Annotated in this window: 18 protein-coding genes; 12 read left to right on the forward strand and 6 right to left on the reverse strand. The window is 56.0% G+C overall.

Annotated features, from left to right (window positions below; translation table 11 throughout):
- The first annotated feature begins 36 nt into the window (after window positions 1-36).
- From rfaD to CU041_RS02205, 10 genes are all read left to right on the forward strand, one after another.
- Window positions 37-1,023, forward strand: coding sequence for an ADP-glyceromanno-heptose 6-epimerase (gene rfaD / locus CU041_RS02160; RefSeq protein ID WP_101245592.1), 987 nt, complete (start codon window positions 37-39; stop codon window positions 1,021-1,023).
- Window positions 1,024-1,153: 130 nt separating this feature from the next.
- On the forward strand, window positions 1,154-1,987 hold the full coding sequence (gene lgt, locus CU041_RS02165; RefSeq protein WP_068518870.1) for a prolipoprotein diacylglyceryl transferase: 834 nt from the start codon (window positions 1,154-1,156) through the stop codon (window positions 1,985-1,987).
- Window positions 1,984-3,117 (forward strand): class I SAM-dependent methyltransferase, encoded by a 1,134-nt coding sequence (locus tag CU041_RS02170; protein WP_233432978.1) that lies wholly within the window; start codon window positions 1,984-1,986, stop codon window positions 3,115-3,117. Before lgt ends, CU041_RS02170 begins: the two co-directional genes overlap by 4 nt.
- Window positions 3,118-3,151: 34 nt before the next feature.
- Window positions 3,152-3,973, forward strand: a complete 822-nt coding sequence (gene pgeF, locus CU041_RS02175; protein ID WP_101245593.1) for a peptidoglycan editing factor PgeF — start codon at window positions 3,152-3,154, stop codon at window positions 3,971-3,973.
- 114 nt (window positions 3,974-4,087) lie between these two features.
- Window positions 4,088-5,101 carry a hypothetical protein gene (locus CU041_RS02180; RefSeq protein WP_101245594.1) on the forward strand — a complete coding sequence of 338 codons (1,014 nt, stop codon included), beginning with the start codon at window positions 4,088-4,090 and terminating at the stop codon, window positions 5,099-5,101.
- Window positions 5,102-5,439: 338 nt separating this feature from the next.
- Window positions 5,440-6,372 (forward strand): ribose-phosphate pyrophosphokinase, encoded by a 933-nt coding sequence (locus CU041_RS02185; RefSeq protein ID WP_068518868.1) that lies wholly within the window; start codon window positions 5,440-5,442, stop codon window positions 6,370-6,372.
- A gap of 123 nt (window positions 6,373-6,495) precedes the next feature.
- A complete protein-coding gene (locus CU041_RS02190) occupies window positions 6,496-7,119 on the forward strand; it encodes a 50S ribosomal protein L25/general stress protein Ctc (protein WP_068518867.1) in 624 nt (207 codons plus the stop codon).
- A 15-nt stretch (window positions 7,120-7,134) separates the two neighbouring features.
- A complete protein-coding gene (pth, locus tag CU041_RS02195) occupies window positions 7,135-7,920 on the forward strand; it encodes an aminoacyl-tRNA hydrolase (protein ID WP_101245595.1) in 786 nt (261 codons plus the stop codon).
- Between the two features lie 65 nt (window positions 7,921-7,985).
- Window positions 7,986-9,089 carry a redox-regulated ATPase YchF gene (ychF, locus tag CU041_RS02200; protein WP_068518865.1) on the forward strand — a complete coding sequence of 368 codons (1,104 nt, stop codon included), beginning with the start codon at window positions 7,986-7,988 and terminating at the stop codon, window positions 9,087-9,089.
- A gap of 151 nt (window positions 9,090-9,240) precedes the next feature.
- Entirely contained in the window at window positions 9,241-9,969 is a 729-nt protein-coding gene (locus CU041_RS02205; RefSeq protein ID WP_101245596.1) for a glutamine amidotransferase-related protein, read from the forward strand.
- A 124-nt stretch (window positions 9,970-10,093) separates the two neighbouring features.
- On the opposite strand, the gene CU041_RS02210 is transcribed toward CU041_RS02205, so the two are convergent.
- Genes CU041_RS02210 through CU041_RS02225 form a run of 4 tightly spaced genes read right to left on the reverse strand, consistent with a single transcriptional unit; the run spans window position 10,094 to window position 13,645 of the window.
- Window positions 10,094-10,600, reverse strand: coding sequence for a DUF2478 domain-containing protein (locus CU041_RS02210; RefSeq protein WP_101245597.1), 507 nt, complete (start codon window positions 10,598-10,600; stop codon window positions 10,094-10,096).
- Window positions 10,601-10,603: 3 nt separating this feature from the next.
- Window positions 10,604-11,644, reverse strand: coding sequence for a zinc-dependent alcohol dehydrogenase family protein (locus CU041_RS02215; RefSeq protein ID WP_068518863.1), 1,041 nt, complete (start codon window positions 11,642-11,644; stop codon window positions 10,604-10,606).
- Between the two features lie 42 nt (window positions 11,645-11,686).
- Window positions 11,687-12,664, reverse strand: a complete 978-nt coding sequence (locus CU041_RS02220; RefSeq protein WP_101245598.1) for a rhomboid family intramembrane serine protease — start codon at window positions 12,662-12,664, stop codon at window positions 11,687-11,689.
- A 57-nt stretch (window positions 12,665-12,721) separates the two neighbouring features.
- Window positions 12,722-13,645 (reverse strand): LysR substrate-binding domain-containing protein, encoded by a 924-nt coding sequence (locus tag CU041_RS02225; protein ID WP_068518861.1) that lies wholly within the window; start codon window positions 13,643-13,645, stop codon window positions 12,722-12,724.
- A gap of 166 nt (window positions 13,646-13,811) precedes the next feature.
- On the opposite strand from CU041_RS02225, the gene CU041_RS02230 reads away from it, so the two are divergent.
- Together CU041_RS02230 and CU041_RS02235 are read left to right on the forward strand one after the other, a co-directional pair.
- Window positions 13,812-14,339 (forward strand): peroxiredoxin, encoded by a 528-nt coding sequence (locus tag CU041_RS02230; protein ID WP_068518860.1) that lies wholly within the window; start codon window positions 13,812-13,814, stop codon window positions 14,337-14,339.
- 177 nt (window positions 14,340-14,516) lie between these two features.
- Window positions 14,517-15,053 (forward strand): carboxymuconolactone decarboxylase family protein, encoded by a 537-nt coding sequence (locus tag CU041_RS02235; RefSeq protein ID WP_068518859.1) that lies wholly within the window; start codon window positions 14,517-14,519, stop codon window positions 15,051-15,053.
- Window positions 15,054-15,139: 86 nt separating this feature from the next.
- Here CU041_RS02235 and CU041_RS02240 read toward each other — a convergent pair whose 3' ends face one another.
- Together CU041_RS02240 and CU041_RS02245 are read right to left on the reverse strand one after the other, a co-directional pair.
- Complete coding sequence (locus tag CU041_RS02240) at window positions 15,140-15,946, reverse strand: alpha/beta fold hydrolase (protein ID WP_101245599.1); 807 nt, start codon at window positions 15,944-15,946, stop codon at window positions 15,140-15,142.
- Window positions 15,947-16,073: 127 nt separating this feature from the next.
- On the reverse strand, window positions 16,074-17,276 hold the full coding sequence (locus CU041_RS02245; RefSeq protein WP_101245600.1) for an aspartate transaminase: 1,203 nt from the start codon (window positions 17,274-17,276) through the stop codon (window positions 16,074-16,076).
- Window positions 17,277-17,554: the final 278 nt, after the last annotated feature.

Here is a 17,554-nt window from a genome sequence, read left to right on the forward strand (position 1 = left end):
ATTTGATTAATGGGCTGAGCCCGCCAGGAGAATGCAATGCTTATCGTCACCGGTGGTGCCGGTTTTATCGGTTCCAATATTGTTGCTGCCCTTGAAGAACGCGGTGAAACCGAAATTGTTGTCGTCGATCGTCTGCGCGACGGTATCAAATGGAAAAACATCGCCAAACGCAATCTGCGCGACATTGTTCATCCCGATGATTTGCCGGCATTTCTTGAAAAGCATTCCGGGGATGTCGAGGCCATTTTCCACATGGGCGCGATTTCCGCGACCACGGAAACCGATGCCGACAAGATCCTGAACAACAACCTGAAACTGACGACCTGGCTTTGGGAATGGTGTTCGCGTCATTCCGCGCGCCTGATCTATGCATCCTCTGCCGCGACCTATGGCGATGGCAAACAGGGGTTCGATGACAGCTTTGATGCCGAGGATCTGGCAAAGCTGGCACCGCTTAATGCCTATGGCTGGTCCAAGCATGCGACCGACCGCCGGTTCCGTCGCATTCTTGATCAGAACGGTTTCCGCCCTAAACAGTGGGCAGGGCTTAAATTCTTTAACGTTTATGGCCCGAATGAGTACCATAAGGGCGGCATGCGGTCGGTCGTCTCGCAGATGTTTGACAAGCTGTCAGCCGGTGAAACGGCCACACTTTTCAAATCCCACCACCCGGATTACGAGGATGGCGGGCAGTTGCGCGACTTTGTCTGGGTCGGGGATGTCGTCAATATCATCATGTGGCTGTATGACAATCCGGAAGTCAGCGATCTGTTCAATATCGGGACCGGCAAGGCGCGCAGTTTCAAGGATCTGGCATTGGCGGTGTTTAGCGCCATGGGCAAGGAGCCGGTGATCAATTACATCCCGACGCCTGAAGCCATCCGCGACAAGTACCAGTATTTCACCGAAGCCAACATGGCCAAGCTGCGCAAGGCCGGGTACGCCGCCGAGATGACATCGCTTGAAGAAGGGGTGCGTCTTTATATCCAGGATTATCTCGCGACCGAGGACCCGTTCCGGTAATTGCCGGATGTGTTGCAGCAAGGGCCAAATCGCACGATATCGTCAGCCGGTTTGCCATGATGCTGCCCATATCCTTTGGGACACGAACATCATCCATTTTGACAACTGATTGCCAACCGGAGTTTCCCCGATGCTCAGCCTTGCCTTTCCGGCGATAGACCCGATTGCGATTTCCATCGGCCCGATTGCCATTCGCTGGTATGCGCTGGCCTATATTGCCGGGTTGCTGCTGGGGTGGAAATATGTGGTTTATTACTGCACCAAGACGCCCAACATCATGAGCAAACGCGATGTGGATGATTTGCTGTTCTGGGCAACGCTTGGCGTGATCCTTGGCGGCCGGTTGGGCTATATCCTGTTTTACAATCTGGATTATTATCTTGAGAACCCGGCCAATATCCTGAAGGTCTGGCAGGGCGGCATGGCATTCCATGGCGGCTTTATGGGGGTGATTGTTGCCATCATCCTGTTTGCGCGCAAACGCGGGATTTCGATCCTTGCCGTGCTGGATGCCGCCGCGGTGGCAACCCCGATCGGTTTGTTCTTTGGCCGGATTGCCAATTTCATCAATGGCGAACTGTTCGGGCGTACAACCGATGTGGCCTGGGGGATTGTGTTCCCCAATGGCGGACCCGAACCGCGCCATCCCAGCCAGCTTTATGAAGCCGCCCTTGAAGGGTTGATCCTGTTTGTTGTGCTGTTTGTTCTGTCGCGCAGTGCTTTTGTACGCCATCGCCCGGGTATTCTGGGCGGCACGTTCGTTGCCGGCTATGGCATTTCGCGGATCATTGTCGAATTCTTCCGCCAGCCTGATGCGCAGCTTGGCTTCCTTGCCGGCGGGGCAACCATGGGGCAGCTTCTGTCGGTTCCGATGGTGCTGGTTGGTGTCGGATGTATTGTCTATGCGATGAAATCAGCCCCGATTGAAACCCGCCAGCATCCCAAAGAGGCAGAAGCCGCGTGAGTCAGGTGCCTGAAACCCCGTCGCCACTTCTTGATCATATCAAACGCCGGATCGCGCTTTCCGGGCCGATCAGCATTGCCGATTTCATGAATGAGGCCCTGGCCCATCCGGAATATGGTTATTACCGCAAGCAGGACCCGTTCGGGCGGGCCGGTGACTTTATCACTGCGCCCGAAGTCAGCCAGATGTTTGGCGAACTGATCGGGCTGTGGGCGGCGGTAAGCTGGCAACAGATGGGCTGTCCGCCCAAGATTGATCTGATCGAACTGGGGCCGGGGCGTGGCACCTTGATGGCCGATGCCCTGCGGGCGGTGCGCAATGTGCCGGGATTTGGGGATGCGCTGACCGTGCGGTTTGTCGAAACCAGCCCGGTTTTGCGTACCCATCAGCAAACCGCCATCATGGCATCGGGCATACCGGCAACCTGGCATGAAGCGTTTGACGATATTCCGGTCCGTGCGGATGTCCCGGCCATCATCATCGGCAATGAATTCTTTGATGCATTGCCGATCCGCCAGTTCGAACGTGGTGATCATGGCTGGGCAGAACGGCTTGTCGGTGTTGATGCCGACAGTGGTGAACTGGGATTTGTACGCGGGCGTGAAACACCGGTGACCGATGCGCTGATCCCCGCGACCTTGCGCGGGTCTGCAAAAAAGGGTGACATCTTTGAAAGCTGCGCGCCGGCAATTGCCATCGCCGATCAGGTCGCGCGCCGTCTGAATGAAACCCACGGGGCGGCACTGTTTATTGATTACGGTCATCCCAGCAGTGCCTTTGGCGATACCTTGCAGGCCTTGAAGGGGCATGAATATCACCCGGTCCTGCGTGATCCGGGGGATGCCGATCTGACGGCGCATGTGGATTTTGCCGCCATCGCACGGGCGATGAACGAAGCCGGGGCACGAACCGGTGCGGTTCTGACCCAGGGGACGTTTCTTAGGATGCTGGGCATTGAACAACGTGCCGAGCTTTTGAAAACCGGTGCCGATGAACAGCAGGCAGTTGCGATTGACCAGGCGCTGGCGCGACTTGTTGATGCCGATCAGATGGGAACGCTTTTTAAAGTTCTGATCGGGTATGGTCGCGAGACCACGCCGCCACCTTGCGTCAGCGGTGTCGCAGGATAAATACCGACCATTCAAACCTTGGAGCCCGCAAACCATGACCCATCCGATCACTGACGGTATTGAACGTTCGTCAAACGGTCTGATCTGGTTTGAAGCCGAACGTCTTTCGGGGAAGGACGGGGTGCGCCACGGGTTCCTGAGCCGCAAGGGCGGGGTCAGTGATGGCATCCATGGCGGGCTGAATGTCGGGTTCGGCTCAGATGATGACAAGAACCGGGTGGCCGAAAACCGGGCGCGCGCGGCATCGGCCTTTGCAACGGATGCGCAAAACCTGACGACGGTGTATCAGGTCCATGGCACCGATGTTGCGGTTCTTGACCGGCCGCTTTCACGTGACGAGGCCCCCAAGGCCGATGCGATGGTGACAGACCGGCCGGGCATCATGCTGGGTATTCTGACCGCCGATTGCACGCCGGTCCTGTTTCATGATCCGGTTGCGGGCGTGATCGGTGCGTGCCATTCCGGATGGCGCGGATCATATGGCGGGATTTCGGCCAGCACGGTTGCGGCGATGGAAAAGCTTGGTGCGAAGCGCGAAAATATCACCGCCGCTGTTGGCCCGTGCATTGCGCGAAAATCCTATGAAGTGGATGGCGCGTTTCGCGAGACCATTCTGGGCGGCCCGGAAGGCAGTGATGATTTGTTTGATCCATCGGTGCGCGACGGGCATTTCATGTTCGATCTGCCCGAATATGTACGCCGCCGGACCATTGCGACCGGTATTGCATCGGTCGAACTGGTGGCGCGCGATACCCTGGCTGAAGAAGACTTGTTTTACAGTTACCGTCGGACCACGCTTCGCAAGGAGCCCGATTATGGCCGGCAACTTTCCGCAATCATGTTAACCGAGGCGTAGGGCCGCAAACGGTCCGGGGGGGATACGTCATGCCGCATATGATTATGCTGTTTTTCTTTATGATCATCGTGACCATGGTCGGTTGCGTTTTGATGTGAATATATAAGTGACGTTATGAAATCGATCCTCCGTTCCCTTGTTCTTTGCATTTTGATGTTGGCGCCGCTGGCGGCGTGTGGTGATTTGCCCCGCCCGTTCGAGGGGGCGGGACGCGAAGGTGATCCGTCGCTTCTGGAATTGCGCGATGCCGGAACGGTTCGGGTCGAGGCAGGGGATGATTTGCCGGACGGGGCATCGGCACATCTGGCACGGGCGATGGCGCGTGCCCTTCGCAATCGGGATATTCCGGCCTATAGCGACAGTCTGAATGGCGGGGATTATATCCTGCGTCCCAATGTGGTGGCCAATCTGGTTGAAGACGGGGCGAAGCTTGATGTGACCTGGGTTTTGATGCGCCCGGACGGGCTTGCGATCGATACCGCGCGCGCCCAGGGTGAATTGTCTGCCGAACAATGGTTTGCCGACAGTCCGAACGGCCCGGAGGAAAGCAATCTTGCCCTGCCCAAGGAGTTTGCCGAGAAAGTGCGCGAGCTTGACGGCATCAAGGAAAACCCGATCCACAAGACCTATGACGGGCTGGTGGCCGAGTCCGCCGATCAGATTGCCTTTATGATTACCGGCGACCGGTCGGCCTTCAAGGCGGCACCCTTCATGAAGATTGCCCTGATCGATTTTGCCGGTGCGCCGGGTGACGGGAACACCGCCCTTGCGCGGTCCGCCGGGGCCTTGTTGCAGTCAAAGGGCATTCTTGTCGATAACAAGGATATCGGCGAACACAGTGTCATTCTGTCTGCGACCATTGATGTCAGCCCGATTGAAAACGGTCAGAAACCGCCGGTCGACAAGGTTTCGATCGAATGGGTGATCATGGAACCCGATGGCAGTGAGCTTGGCCAGATGAACCAGAACAATGTCGTGCCCCATGGCAGTCTTGATAAATACTGGGGGGCGGTGGCGTCACTTGCGGCACAGGCCGCGGTCGAAACCCTTGAAGGGGTTCTTGGACAGATTGCCACGCGCAAGCAATTGCAATTGCGCGCAGATAAAAAGACACTTTCGGCGCGATAGGGCAGTTTGAGAACCGGACGAGAACCGGACAGGAATCGGGAGACGTGCCGGGATGATCGCCTGATGCATGACTGCCTTGTCGTGATTTGTCACTGGGCCCATTTACAGACTGTTAACGGCTGGTTATAAAGCCGCCGCGATCTGCCAAGGTGCGGGTTTGCCTATATATGGTCTTTGAGTGTCGTGAACATGTCGTCTATCCGGGCGGGGTTTCCCCGGTTTCCGGGCTTTTGGGCGACAAGGCAAGCAGGGAACCATCCCGGCAGAATGCACCGACCCGGATTCGCAATAGAATTTGTTTTTTCGCTTTCCCGGCACCCATTAACCGAGGCCCCGCTATGAAGATCCTCGCTGGTAACAGTAACCGCCCGTTGGCTGAGGCAATTGCTGACCATCTGAATCTGCCGCTTACCCGTGCAGATGTTAAGCGTTTCTCCGATGAGGAAATCTGGTGTGAAATTCAGGAAAACGTCCGCGGTGAGGACGTTTTTGTCATTCAGAGCACCTCTTTCCCCGCAAACGACAACCTGATGGAACTTCTGGTGATACTCGACGCGCTGCGTCGTGGGTCTGCACGTCGCATCACGGCTGTCATTCCGTATTTCGGCTATGCCCGTCAGGATCGTAAATCGGGTCCCCGTACCCCGATTTCGGCAAAGCTTGTTGCCAACCTGATCACGGTTGCCGGTGCAGACCGCGTTCTGACCATGGACCTCCACGCCGGTCAGATCCAGGGCTTCTTCGACATTCCGCTTGATAACCTGTTTGCATCGCCGGTTCTGACCAGCGACATCCGCAACAAGTTCGAAGGCCAGAAACTGGTCATCGTCAGCCCGGATGTCGGCGGTGTTGCCCGTGCGCGTTCCGTTGCAAAACGTCTGGATGCCGAACTTGCGATCATTGACAAACGTCGCCCGCAGGCCGGCGTTTCCGAAGTGATGCACGTTATCGGTGACGTCAAGGATGCGGCCTGCATCCTGGTTGACGATATCGTTGATTCGGCCGGCACCCTTTGCAATGCAGCCGGTGCCCTTAAAGAGCGCGGCGCATCGTCGGTTGCGGCATATGTTTCCCACGGTGTCCTGTCGGGCCCGGCGGTCGAACGTATTGCCAATTCGCCGATGACCGAAGTCGTTACCACCGATTCCATCCGGGCTTCGGATGCGGTGCGTGATTGCGCAAAAATCCGACAGCTTCCGATTGCGCCGCTGATGGCAGAAGCCATTCGCCGTATCTCGGAAGAAAAATCTGTTTCCGTTCTTTTCGATTGAGGGTATAAGGCCCTCGCCGCGGTGGCACCCCTGGAGGCCACCGCGCTTGTTTTCGTGGGCTTTCAGCGGTGATTTTCACCAACCTGCGAAGACAATATTTTACTAGTTCAAGGAGATTTTCCGATGGCAAATACTGTTATCTCTGCGGAAATCCGTGAACGGGCCGGAAAGGGGGCCGCCCGTGCCGTGCGTCGTGCCGGTATGGTCCCTGGTGTTATTTATGGTGCAAAACAGGAACCTGTTCTGTTCCAGATTGACCCGCGTCCGCTTTGGAAACTTCTGCATAAGCCGGGCTTCTATTCTCATGTTCTGACTGTTGAAGTCGGCAAAGAGAAATACGAAGTTCTGCCGCGCGACGTTCAGTTCGACAAAGTTACCGACGAAATCATGCACGTTGACCTTCTGCGCTTTGCAAAAGGCCAGACCATCCACGTTGAAGTTCCGGTTCGCTTCGAAAACGAAGAGAAATCCCCGGGCATCAAAAAAGGTGGTGTTCTTAACGTTGTTCGTCACGATGTTGAAGTCATCTGCGCTCCTAATGCAATTCCGGAAGAGCTGGTCTTCGACCTTTCTGGCGTTGAAGTTGGTGACTCGATCCACATTTCGGCAATTACCCTGCCGAAAGGTGTCGAGCTTGCGATCACCGACCGTGACTTCACCGTTGCGACTGTTGCTGCTCCGTCCGCTCTGAAATCGGAAGAAAATGCCGAATCAGACGAAGACGAAGAAGAAGCAACCGAAGAATAAGATCGAGGTCTTACGATGTTTTTGGTGGTTGGATTGGGAAACCCGGGATCGGGATATGCCGCCAATCGCCACAACATTGGCTTCATGGCGGCGGACGAACTCGTCCGCCGCTATTCTTTTGGCCCCTGGCGCAAAAAGTTTCAGGGCCAGATTTCCGAAGGTGAATTGAACGGTCAGAAAGTTCTGGTTCTGAAACCGGAAACCTTCATGAACCTGTCGGGGCAAAGCGTTGGCGAAGTGCTGCGCTTTTATAAGATTCCGGTCGAAAACGTTATTGTTCTTCATGATGAGCTGGATTTGCCACCGGGCAAATTGCGCGTAAAACGCGGCGGCGGACATGGCGGGCATAACGGTTTGCGATCCATTGACGCCCATTGTGGCAAGGAATATCGCCGCGTTCGTCTTGGCATTGGTCATCCCGGGGACAAATCCCGTGTGCATGGTCATGTTCTTGGGGATTTCTCCAAGGCCGAGCAGGATGGCTGGCTGATGACGCTTCTGGACGGTGTTGCTGCCGAATTCGGGCGGATGGTCAAGGGCGATGACGGTGGCTTTATGAGCAAGGTCTCGGCCATTGTGAACCCGCCCAAGCCAAAGGCACCGAAAAAGGACAAGCCGGACGCCAAACCGGCCAAAAAGGATGGCGATGCGGATGCCGGTTTGCAAAAGCGCGACGGCGACGGATTGGATGATTTGTCCGGTGCGGCAAAAGTCCGCGTTGAACGTGCGGACACACCGGTCAGCAATGCTGCTTCGGCCATGGCCGAAGCCCTTGCCAAGGCATTTGGCAAAAAGAAATAGTCTTTCGGTCGGGGACAGCCCGGGCCGATCCTGATGAACAGAAATTCAAGTGACGGAGCCCGAAGATGGGATTCAAATGCGGTATTGTTGGTCTGCCCAACGTTGGCAAATCGACCCTTTTTAACGCCCTGACCCAGACGGCGGCTGCCGAGGCAGCAAACTTCCCGTTCTGCACCATCGAGCCGAATACCGGTCGTGTCAGTGTTCCTGATGATCGTCTGGACAAGATTGCCGCGATTGCAAAATCGGCAAACATCATTCCGACCCAGCTTGAATTCGTTGATATTGCCGGTCTGGTCCGTGGCGCGTCCAAGGGCGAAGGTCTTGGCAACCAGTTCCTTGCCAATATTCGCGAAACCGATGCGATTGTGCATGTTCTGCGGTGCTTTGAAGATGGCGACATCACCCATGTTGACGGATCGGTTGACCCGGTACGTGATGCGGAAACCATCGAGACCGAGCTGATGCTGGCTGATATGGAAAGCCTTGAAAAGCGCGTTCCGGCCTTGCAGAAAAAAGCCCGTTCCAATGACAAGGATGCCAAGCTGGCGCTTGATCTGATCGAGCGCGCGCTTGTGGTGCTGCGCGATGGTCAGCCGGCCCGCGTGGTTGAAATCAATGGCGAGGACGAAGAAAAAGCATTCCGTATGCTGCAACTTCTGACCAGCAAGCCGATCCTTTATGCCTGCAACGTTGATGAAGACAGTGCGGCAGAAGGCAACGAACTTTCGGCCAAGGTTGCCGAAATGGCCGCAGCCCAGGGCGCGCGTTCGGTGGTGATTTCTGCGGCCATTGAATCGGAAGTGGCCCTGCTTGAAAGTGCCGAAGACAAGAAAGAGTTCCTCGAAGGTCTTGGTCTTGAAGAAACCGGTCTGGCCCGTGTCATTCGCGAAGGCTACAAGCTTTTGAAACTTTTGACCTTCTTTACGGTTGGTCCGAAAGAAGCCCGCGCATGGACCGTGCATGAAGGGGCCACTGCACCCAATGCCGCCGGTGTCATCCACACCGATTTCGAGCGCGGCTTTATCAAGGCCGAAACCATCGCCTATGACGATTTCATCGAATTTAACGGCGAAGCCGGTGCGCGCGATAACGGCAAGCTGCGCCAGGAAGGCAAGACCTATATCGTCAAGGATGGCGATATCTTCCACTTTAAATTCAACGTCTAAGCCGTCCGGAATTCGGATCGAATTCAAGGGCCGTCGCACAATGTGCGGCGGCTTTTCCTTTGGGGAACAGCGTTTTTGACGGCAGGGGGCTTGTCAAAGAGGGAGTGAAACAGATTTAATGACCCCAGTTTCGCACCATGATGAGGACCCGATGAACGAACTGAGTACCAATGATCGCATTTTGCTGATTTTCAATTCGGCCACCGGACAGCCGGGGCGGTTGGGAACGGTTTTGCGCAAATATGGTTACGAGTTCGATATTCGCCGTCCCGGCGAAGGCGATGCCTTGCCCGATGACCTGTCGGGCTATCATCTTGTTGTGGTGTTTGGCGGCCCGATGAGTGCCAATGACGATGATCTTGGCAATGTGCAGGCAATCATGGAATTCCTGCCCAAGGTGGTCGAAAGTGACGTTCTGTATCTGGGCATTTGTCTTGGCGCACAGATGATGGCCCGCCATCTGGGGGCGGATGTGGAACCCCATCCCGAAGGCTTGACCGAGATCGGATATTACCCGGTGCAGGCAACCGATACCGGGCGTGATCTTTTCCCCGACGAGATGATGGTCTATCACTGGCACAGCGAAGGGTTCGGATTGCCCGAGGGCGCGGAGCTTGTGGCGACCGGGCCGACATTTCCCCATCAGGCCTATCACATTGATGAACGTATCTGGGGCATTCAGTTCCATCCCGAAGTCGATGATGAAACCCATGAACGCTGGCTTGCCAATGGTGGTGATAAAACCGACCGCCCCAATGGTCAGGGACCCGATGAACAACGCGCCGGACGGATCAAATATGATCAGGCATTCGGGGAATGGTTCGAACGGTTTGCCGCCCGGGTTCTGGTCCGTGAACGCACAACCCTTCAGACCGGATAAGGTGCACGCAAGTGCGGACTGGTTCGTGCAGCCGGGCTGATTTGCCAGCGTGATATCCGGCCGTCATGCCCATTCACCGATTTGCCGATTTTTCCATTGCCGGTCAGGGATCAGCAGCCAGTCATCACGCGTCTTGCAGCAGGCTTGTCTGATGGTTCAGCCAGTCCAAGATTGCCTGTCGATCAAGGTCGAGACTTTCGGCAATGCCGCCATGGAAGTCGGCCCAGGCATCGGCATATTCACCGCGCACCCCGACCAGCACCGGTACGCCCAGTTCAAGGGCGCGTGAAATCACATCGCGCAAACCGCGCCCGTCGGCTTCGCTGCGGCCAAAGCGCGCAACAATCAACAGATCACAATCGGTTTCGACATCGCGTTCAAGCTGCTCGGACAGGGATGACAGGGCATCACCATCAAGCTTGCAGCCCTTTGCCATGGCGCCACGGTTCTTGGTGATCGGCATTTCATCGCCGCTGCGCAGATTGCGGACATAAACCAGTGTGCCGCAGTCCCGGTCCTTGCGGCGTTTTTGCACATAACCGGCGATGCGTTTGGCGTCATAGCCCGCTGCGATATCGGCAAGGATATCGTCAATCGGTTGTTTGGGAAGAAACGCAATACCCGCCAGCATCGATCAGAACCGGTCAATGACAGTGACGCCGGTTCCGGCGAAGTGATCCATATTCATCAGCGCGGTGGCGCCTTCGGCAAGGGTGACGCGATCGCCGATCAGTTTTTGCGGGGCCAGTTTGCCGGTCATGATCATGTCGACCATGGCATCATAACGGAATGCCTGCATGCCGTGGCTGCCCAGAATTTCAAGTTCATGGGCAACAACCCGGTCCATCGGAACTTTGGCATGGGCATGGTCGCCGGTCATCAGGCCGATCTGGATATGCTTGCCGCGTTTGCGAAGGGACGCCACAGAGTTAAAGCAGGTCACTGCACTGCCAAGCGCATCGACCGAGACATGCGCACCGCCGCGCGTGATGTCCTTGATCGCGGTCGGGATATCATCAATTGCCGCGGCATTGAGAACCGCATTGGCGCCAAGTTCCTTGGCAAATTCAAGCTTGGCATCGTCAATATCAACTGCCACCACATAGGCCCCGGCGGCGGCGGCAATCATGATTGCAGACAGACCCACACCACCAGCACCATGCACCGCGACGATCTGACCGGCACTGACCTTGCCCTGATCGATTACGCCACGGAAGCTGGTGGCAAAGCGGCAGCCAAGACTGGCGGCAGTTGCGAAATCCATTTCATCGGGCAGGCGCACCAGATTGGTGTCGGCATAGTCAATGGCAACAAATTCGGCAAAACTGCCCCAATGGGTAAAGCCCGGCTGGAATTGATGGTCACAGACCTGATGATTGCCACTATTGCATTCCGGGCAATGACCACAGCCCGATACAAACGGGACGGTGACCCGGTCGCCTTCCTGCCAGCGTTTGATATCCTTGCCGACCGCGACCACAGTTCCGGCAAATTCATGGCCCGGAACATGGGGCAATTGCACATCGGAATCATGACCCATCCAGCCATGCCAGTCACTGCGGCACAGGCCGGTTGCGCCAACCCTGATCACGACCCCGCCATTGGTCGGGGTCGGATCGTCAAGTTTCTGGACTTCGATCGGACCCTGATATTCGGTGAAATAGGCGGCGCGCATGGCAATCCTCCGACGGGGTTAGGGGATCCTTATGGGGTGAGTTCAATTATCGTCCGGGTTGGCGTCTTTATGCAAGCGAACAACTTTCGGAACACCAACAGACGGCTTTGTGGGCTGCTTTTGCTTTGGGCCCGTGGCAGGGCGATAGCGCCCCCAGGGTGATGTGTCGCGATTGTCGCCTTCCTTGCCCCACGGACCGCGCTGATCGTCGCGCATGCTGGCATGTTTTGCCGCACGTTCGGCCTCGTAGGCGGCAGCCCATGGCGGGATATTGGCACCCGTGCCAGCGTCGCGGGCCTTGCGGCCGGGGCGATAAATGCCAAAGGCCGGGGCAGGGGATCCGTCGTGCCAAAGCGGGATGTTGCGATGCTTGAAAAGCGGGATCAGTGCAAGACCGGCAACGAAACCCGCAATATGGGCAACCCAGGCAATGCCGCCATCGGCACCGCTTCCGAAATTGATGATCTGGGTGACAAACCAGAAACCGAGCACGAAAACGGCGGGCACATAGAAAATGAAAACCCAGAAGAACCACACCAGCACGCGTGCCTTGGGATAAAGCAGGAAATACGCCCCCAGCACACCGGCCAGCGCCCCGGATGCACCGATCATCGGGATATGGGACTGGGTATCAAGCAGGCCATGGCCAAGGGCCGCGGCAATGCCGCAAATCAGATAGAACATCAAAAAGCGGATATGCCCCATCGCGTCTTCGACATTGTTTCCGAAGATCCAGAGATACAGCATATTGCCGCCAAGATGCATCCAGCCGCCATGCATGAACATGGCCGAAAAGATCGACAAAAAGCCAAAGCCCGGCGGGAAGGGGGAGAATTCCGGTGGCAAGTCGGCATGGCCGAAGACAATGGCGGGGATTGCACCATATTGCAGATTGACCAGCTGGGCCGACCGCGGATCAAGCGAGACGGTAAACAGAAACACCACCACATTGAGCGCAATGATCGCGTAGGTCACCCAGGGGGTGATGGTGGTCGGGTTGTTATCCTTGATCGGTAACATCGACGATAAGCCTGTTTCCTGTTTTACCCGTAAAACAAATCAATGAGGCCGGGCAAATCAGGCAACGTCGGCCTGATGCCGCGGGGTAAGCCGATCACGCAAATAGGTTGCCAGTTGGCGATATTCACGTTTGCGGGCCGAACTTCTGCGCCAGACCATGCCGATGCGCCGGATCGGGACCGGGTTTTCAAACGGCATGATTTTCAAAAGGTCGGGGCGGCGGGCCTCGACTTCAAGCGACATTTCGGGAAGCAGGGTCGATCCGACACCCGCCGCCACCATCTGAACCAGGGTCGACAGGCTGTTGGCCTGGAAGTCGGCGGATTTGCTCCATCCGGCTTTCTGGCAGACTTCAAGGGCCTGATCGCGCAGGCAATGGCCGTCTTCAAGCAGCAAAAGTTTTTCATCCTTGATATCGGAAATTTCAAGGCGGCTTTTGCTGGTCAGCGGGTTGTCGGGGCTGCAGGCAAAGACGAACTGGTCTTCGAACAGATCAAACTCTTCAAGCCAGGCTTCCTCGATCGGAAGGGCAATCAGGGCAAGATCAAGTTTGCCCGCCGACAGAAGCTTGATCAGGTTGCCGGTCTGGTCTTCGCGCAGGAAGGGCTGCAATTTCGGGAAGCCGGACTTGATCTGGGTCATCACATCGGGCAGCAAATACGGACCGATGGTCGGGATGACGCCGATATGGATCGGGCCCGACAGCGGTTCTGTTGCGGCCTGTGCCATGGTGGTCAGTTCGTCGACTTCCTGAAGAATGCTTCGCGCCCGCGAAACGACTTCTTCGCCCAGCGGGGTGATCAGGACCTGACGCTTGTTGCGTTCGACAAGCTGCGCCCCAAGAAGGTTTTCAAGTTCGTTGATTGCCGCAGACAGGCTGGGCTGCGTGATAAAGCAGGCCTCGGCCGCGCGGCCGAAATGGCCGCATTCCGCAAGGGCAACTAAGTACTTGAGCTGCTTGATACTTGGTTGGGCAGCCATAAATTTTTCCTATCACCAACTGAGGATTTATCTATTTGTCTTAGTTAGTCCATTTCACTACAAATCGCCAGCAGGGAGTGCATTTTTTGCACTTGCACACAAGATGACGCGGCCTGTCGGGGGCCGTTAATCGGGAATTTTAACTGGGTTATGGAGTACCAAAATAATGCTTACCGTTGGTGATACGCTTCCTGAATTCAATCTGACTGGTGTTTCGGGCAAAACCCCGGACAGCTTCGCACCGGTGACCGACAAGTCCTATGAAGGCAAATGGAAGATCCTGTTCTTCTGGCCGAAAGACTTCACCTTTGTCTGCCCGACCGAAATCGTCGGTTACGGCGAACTGAACGGTGAATTCGAAGACCGTGACGCGGTTCTTCTGGGTTGCTCGACCGACACCGATTTCGTCCATGCAGCATGGCGTACCCACCACGAAGATCTGGGTGACAGCCCGTTCGTATGGCTGGCTGACGAGAAAAAAGAACTGTCGGCAGCCCTTGGTGTTCTGGCGAAAGATGCCGGTGTTGCCCTGCGTGCGACCTTCATCGTCGATCCGGACAACATCATCCGTCACGTCCAGGTTAACGACCTTAACGTTGGTCGTAACCCGCAGGAAGCCCTGCGTATTCTTGATGCACTGCAGACCGACGAACTTTGCCCGTGCAACTGGAACCAGGGTGACGCGACCCTCTAAGTCGTATTTTACGACTTGGTCCAGACCGATTTTGGGGCCGGACACCTGTCCGGTCCCGTTTTCAGCCCATCGGGAAATTTGATTGATCCATCTGCCGATATGGTCGGCGGCTTGGTGATGGCTGAAGAGTTTTGTGATTTTCGCTTTCAAAGCAGCAATGAATTCAGGGGTTAAACAATGACTTCTATCGTCGAAATCAAAGACGCAATGCCGTCCTATGCCAAGGATCTCAAACTGAACCTGTCGAGCATGGCCAACAATCCGGGCATGACCGACCAGCAGGTTTACGGCACAGCCCTTGCGTGTGCATTCGCATCGCGCAACGCCAAACTGATCAAGGCCGTTGCCGCCGAAGCAAAAGAAAAACTGTCCGAAGAAGCCATTGAAGCTGCCAAGGGTGCAGCGGCAATCATGGGCATGAACAACATCTATTACCGTTTCGTGCATCTGGTTTCGGATGCCGAATACGGTTCGATGCCGGCCCGCCTTCGTATGAACATCATCGGCAAACCGGGCATCGACAAGGCCGATTTCGAACTGTTTTCGATCGCGGTTTCGGCGATCAACGGTTGCGGCATGTGCATCGATTCCCATGACAAGGTGCTCAAAGGTGCCGGCGTCAAAAAGGAAACCATCCAGAACGCCATCCGCATTGCATCGGTCATTCATGCGGTTGCGGTCGTGATCGACGCCGAAGACGCATTGGCCGAATAAGCCGACAGAATTCGGGCATAGCCCAATCAAAAAGCCCCGGTTGCATGACGCAGCCGGGGCTTTTTTGTTTGGGCGGCAAGTTGGTGTTAGCCATCGACAAGTTCGGCAAGGCCCAGATGCTTGAGGCTGGCGGCAATCACCTGATCGGGTTGATCAAAATGCGGGATGTGGCCGCAATTCTTGATCAGCATTCCGGTCGCCGGGCCGCTGACATTGGCGCAGATGGTGTGGACCTGTTCGTCGCTGCCAAACTGGTCATCATCGCCCTGAATGACCAAAAGCGGGCAGGTGATGCTGGCAAGTTCGTCGACCATGTTCCAGTCACGAAAAGCCGGTTGCCGCCAGGTGTCGACCCAGGCGCTGAAAACGGCATCGGTCTGGAAGAAGTGATGGCGTTCAAGTTTGGTTTTCCAGTCGGTATTGGCATAAATGCCCGCTGCGTCATTGATGCCGGCAATGGTGACGTCTTCGACAAAGACGTGGGCAGCCTCGGAAATCACCGCAGTGACATTGTCGGGGAAACGGGCGGCGTATTTAAGGGCAATGGTCGCGCCGTCACTGTGACCAAACAGGATGGGTTTGCTTAGTCCCAGTTCGGTGATCAGTCCGTGCAGATAGACATCGCTTTCGGTGTTGTGGAAATCGACCGCACGGGGAATGTCGCCATCGGCATGCGGGTCGGACCGGCCATGGCCGCGCCGTTCATAGACAATGACAGGGTGCCGGGTTGCGGTTGCCAGTTTGGCGGGGAAGTCCCGCCACATGCGAATGGTGCCCAGGGCCTCGTGAAGGAAGATAATGGTCGGGGCATCTTCACGAACATCGGCAGGGGTGATCCGCTGACAGAACAGGCTTATTCCGTCGACGGTGGCGTAGAAGTTCTCGTTGATCATGATGTGTCCGATTTATCGGTAATTCAGTGCGTAATTATTGAATTCGATAATGGACAAAAAAACAGGGCCCGGCAAGTGCCGGACCCTGTTTGGTGATCAATGCCCCGAAATATCGGGTGCAGAAACCTTATTTCAGTGCAGCGCAGGCACGTTTGATACGTGCGCATGCTTCGGTAAGGGCCGCATCCGACGTCGCATAGGAGATGCGGAAATACGGAGCCAGACCGAATGCCGAACCCTGAACCGCAGCAACGCCTTCTGCTTCGAGCAGGTAGGTGACGAAGTCGGTGTCGGTTTCGATTTTCTTGCCATCCGGGGTGGTTTTGCCGATCGCACCCGCGCAAGACGGATAGACGTAAAACGCACCTTCCGGGGTTTTGCACGACAGGCCTTCGCATTCGTTCAGGGCTGCGACAACAAGGTCACGGCGCTTTTTGAAGACTTCTGCGCGTTCTTTGAGGAAGTCCTGCGGACCGCTAAGCGCTTCGATCGAAGCAGCCTGGCTGATCGAGGAGGTGTGGGTGCTGGACTGCGACTGGACCTTGTTGATCGCTTTGATCAGGTCTTTCGGGCCGGCAGCATAACCAAGACGCCAGCCGGTCATCGCATAGGATTTCGACACACCGTTACAGGTCAGCGTACGCTCTTTGAGTTTCGGCTCGATCTGGGCGATGGTGGTGAATTCGAAACCGTCATAGACGAGGTGCTCGTACATGTCGTCAGACATGACATAGACGTTTTCGTGTTTCAGAAGAACGTCGGCAATCGCACGCAGTTCGGCACGCGAATAAGCCGCACCGGTCGGGTTCGACGGCGAGTTCAGAACAACCCATTTGGTTTTCGGCGTGATCGCAGCTTCAAGCTCGGCAGCGGTGATTTTGAAGTCGTTTTCTTCCTGGCATTCGACCACGACCGGGGTGCCTTCGGCCATCAGGGTCATGTCCGGGTAGGAAACCCAGTACGGAGCCGGGATGATGACTTCGTCGCCCGGGTTCAGCGTTGCGAAGAACGCGTTGAACAGGGTCTGTTTGCCACCACAACCAACGGTGATTTCGTCGATGGTGTATTCCAGGTCGTTTTCACGCTTGAACTTCTCGACAATGGCCTTGCGCAGCTCGGGAGTGCCAGCGACCGGAGTGTATTTGGTCTTGCCAGCATCGAGTGCCGCCTTGGCAGCTTCTTTGATGTTGTCGGGGGTATCAAAATCCGGCTCACCTGCGCCAAGACCGATCACGTCAACGCCAGCTGCCTTGAGTTCAGCGGCCTTGGTGGTTACGGCAATGGTGGGAGATGGTTTGATACGGCTCAAACGGTCGGCAATAAACGCCATTGGTCTGTTTCCCTGGAATGAAAAAAGAAGTGAAAAGAATCGCGTTCTTTCGGATCGGACCCTACGCCTGCCTTAAATGCAATTCAAGGCAGTTTGTCGCGTTTTGCGGGTTCTTTGGGATGAATTTATCCAATTTAACCGTCCACAGGATGTCAGATCGAACAGAACAGAATGCATAACGCGGTAAAATGGTTCTTGTTCCGGCAAACCTGATCCTGACGGCTCCTGACATTTCCTGACAGGAACTGTCAGGGGTGGGGCTTGCGATTGGTGCTATC

The sequence above is a fragment of the Thalassospira povalilytica genome (assembly GCF_002844235.1).
Lineage (GTDB): Bacteria > Pseudomonadota > Alphaproteobacteria > Rhodospirillales > Thalassospiraceae > Thalassospira > Thalassospira povalilytica.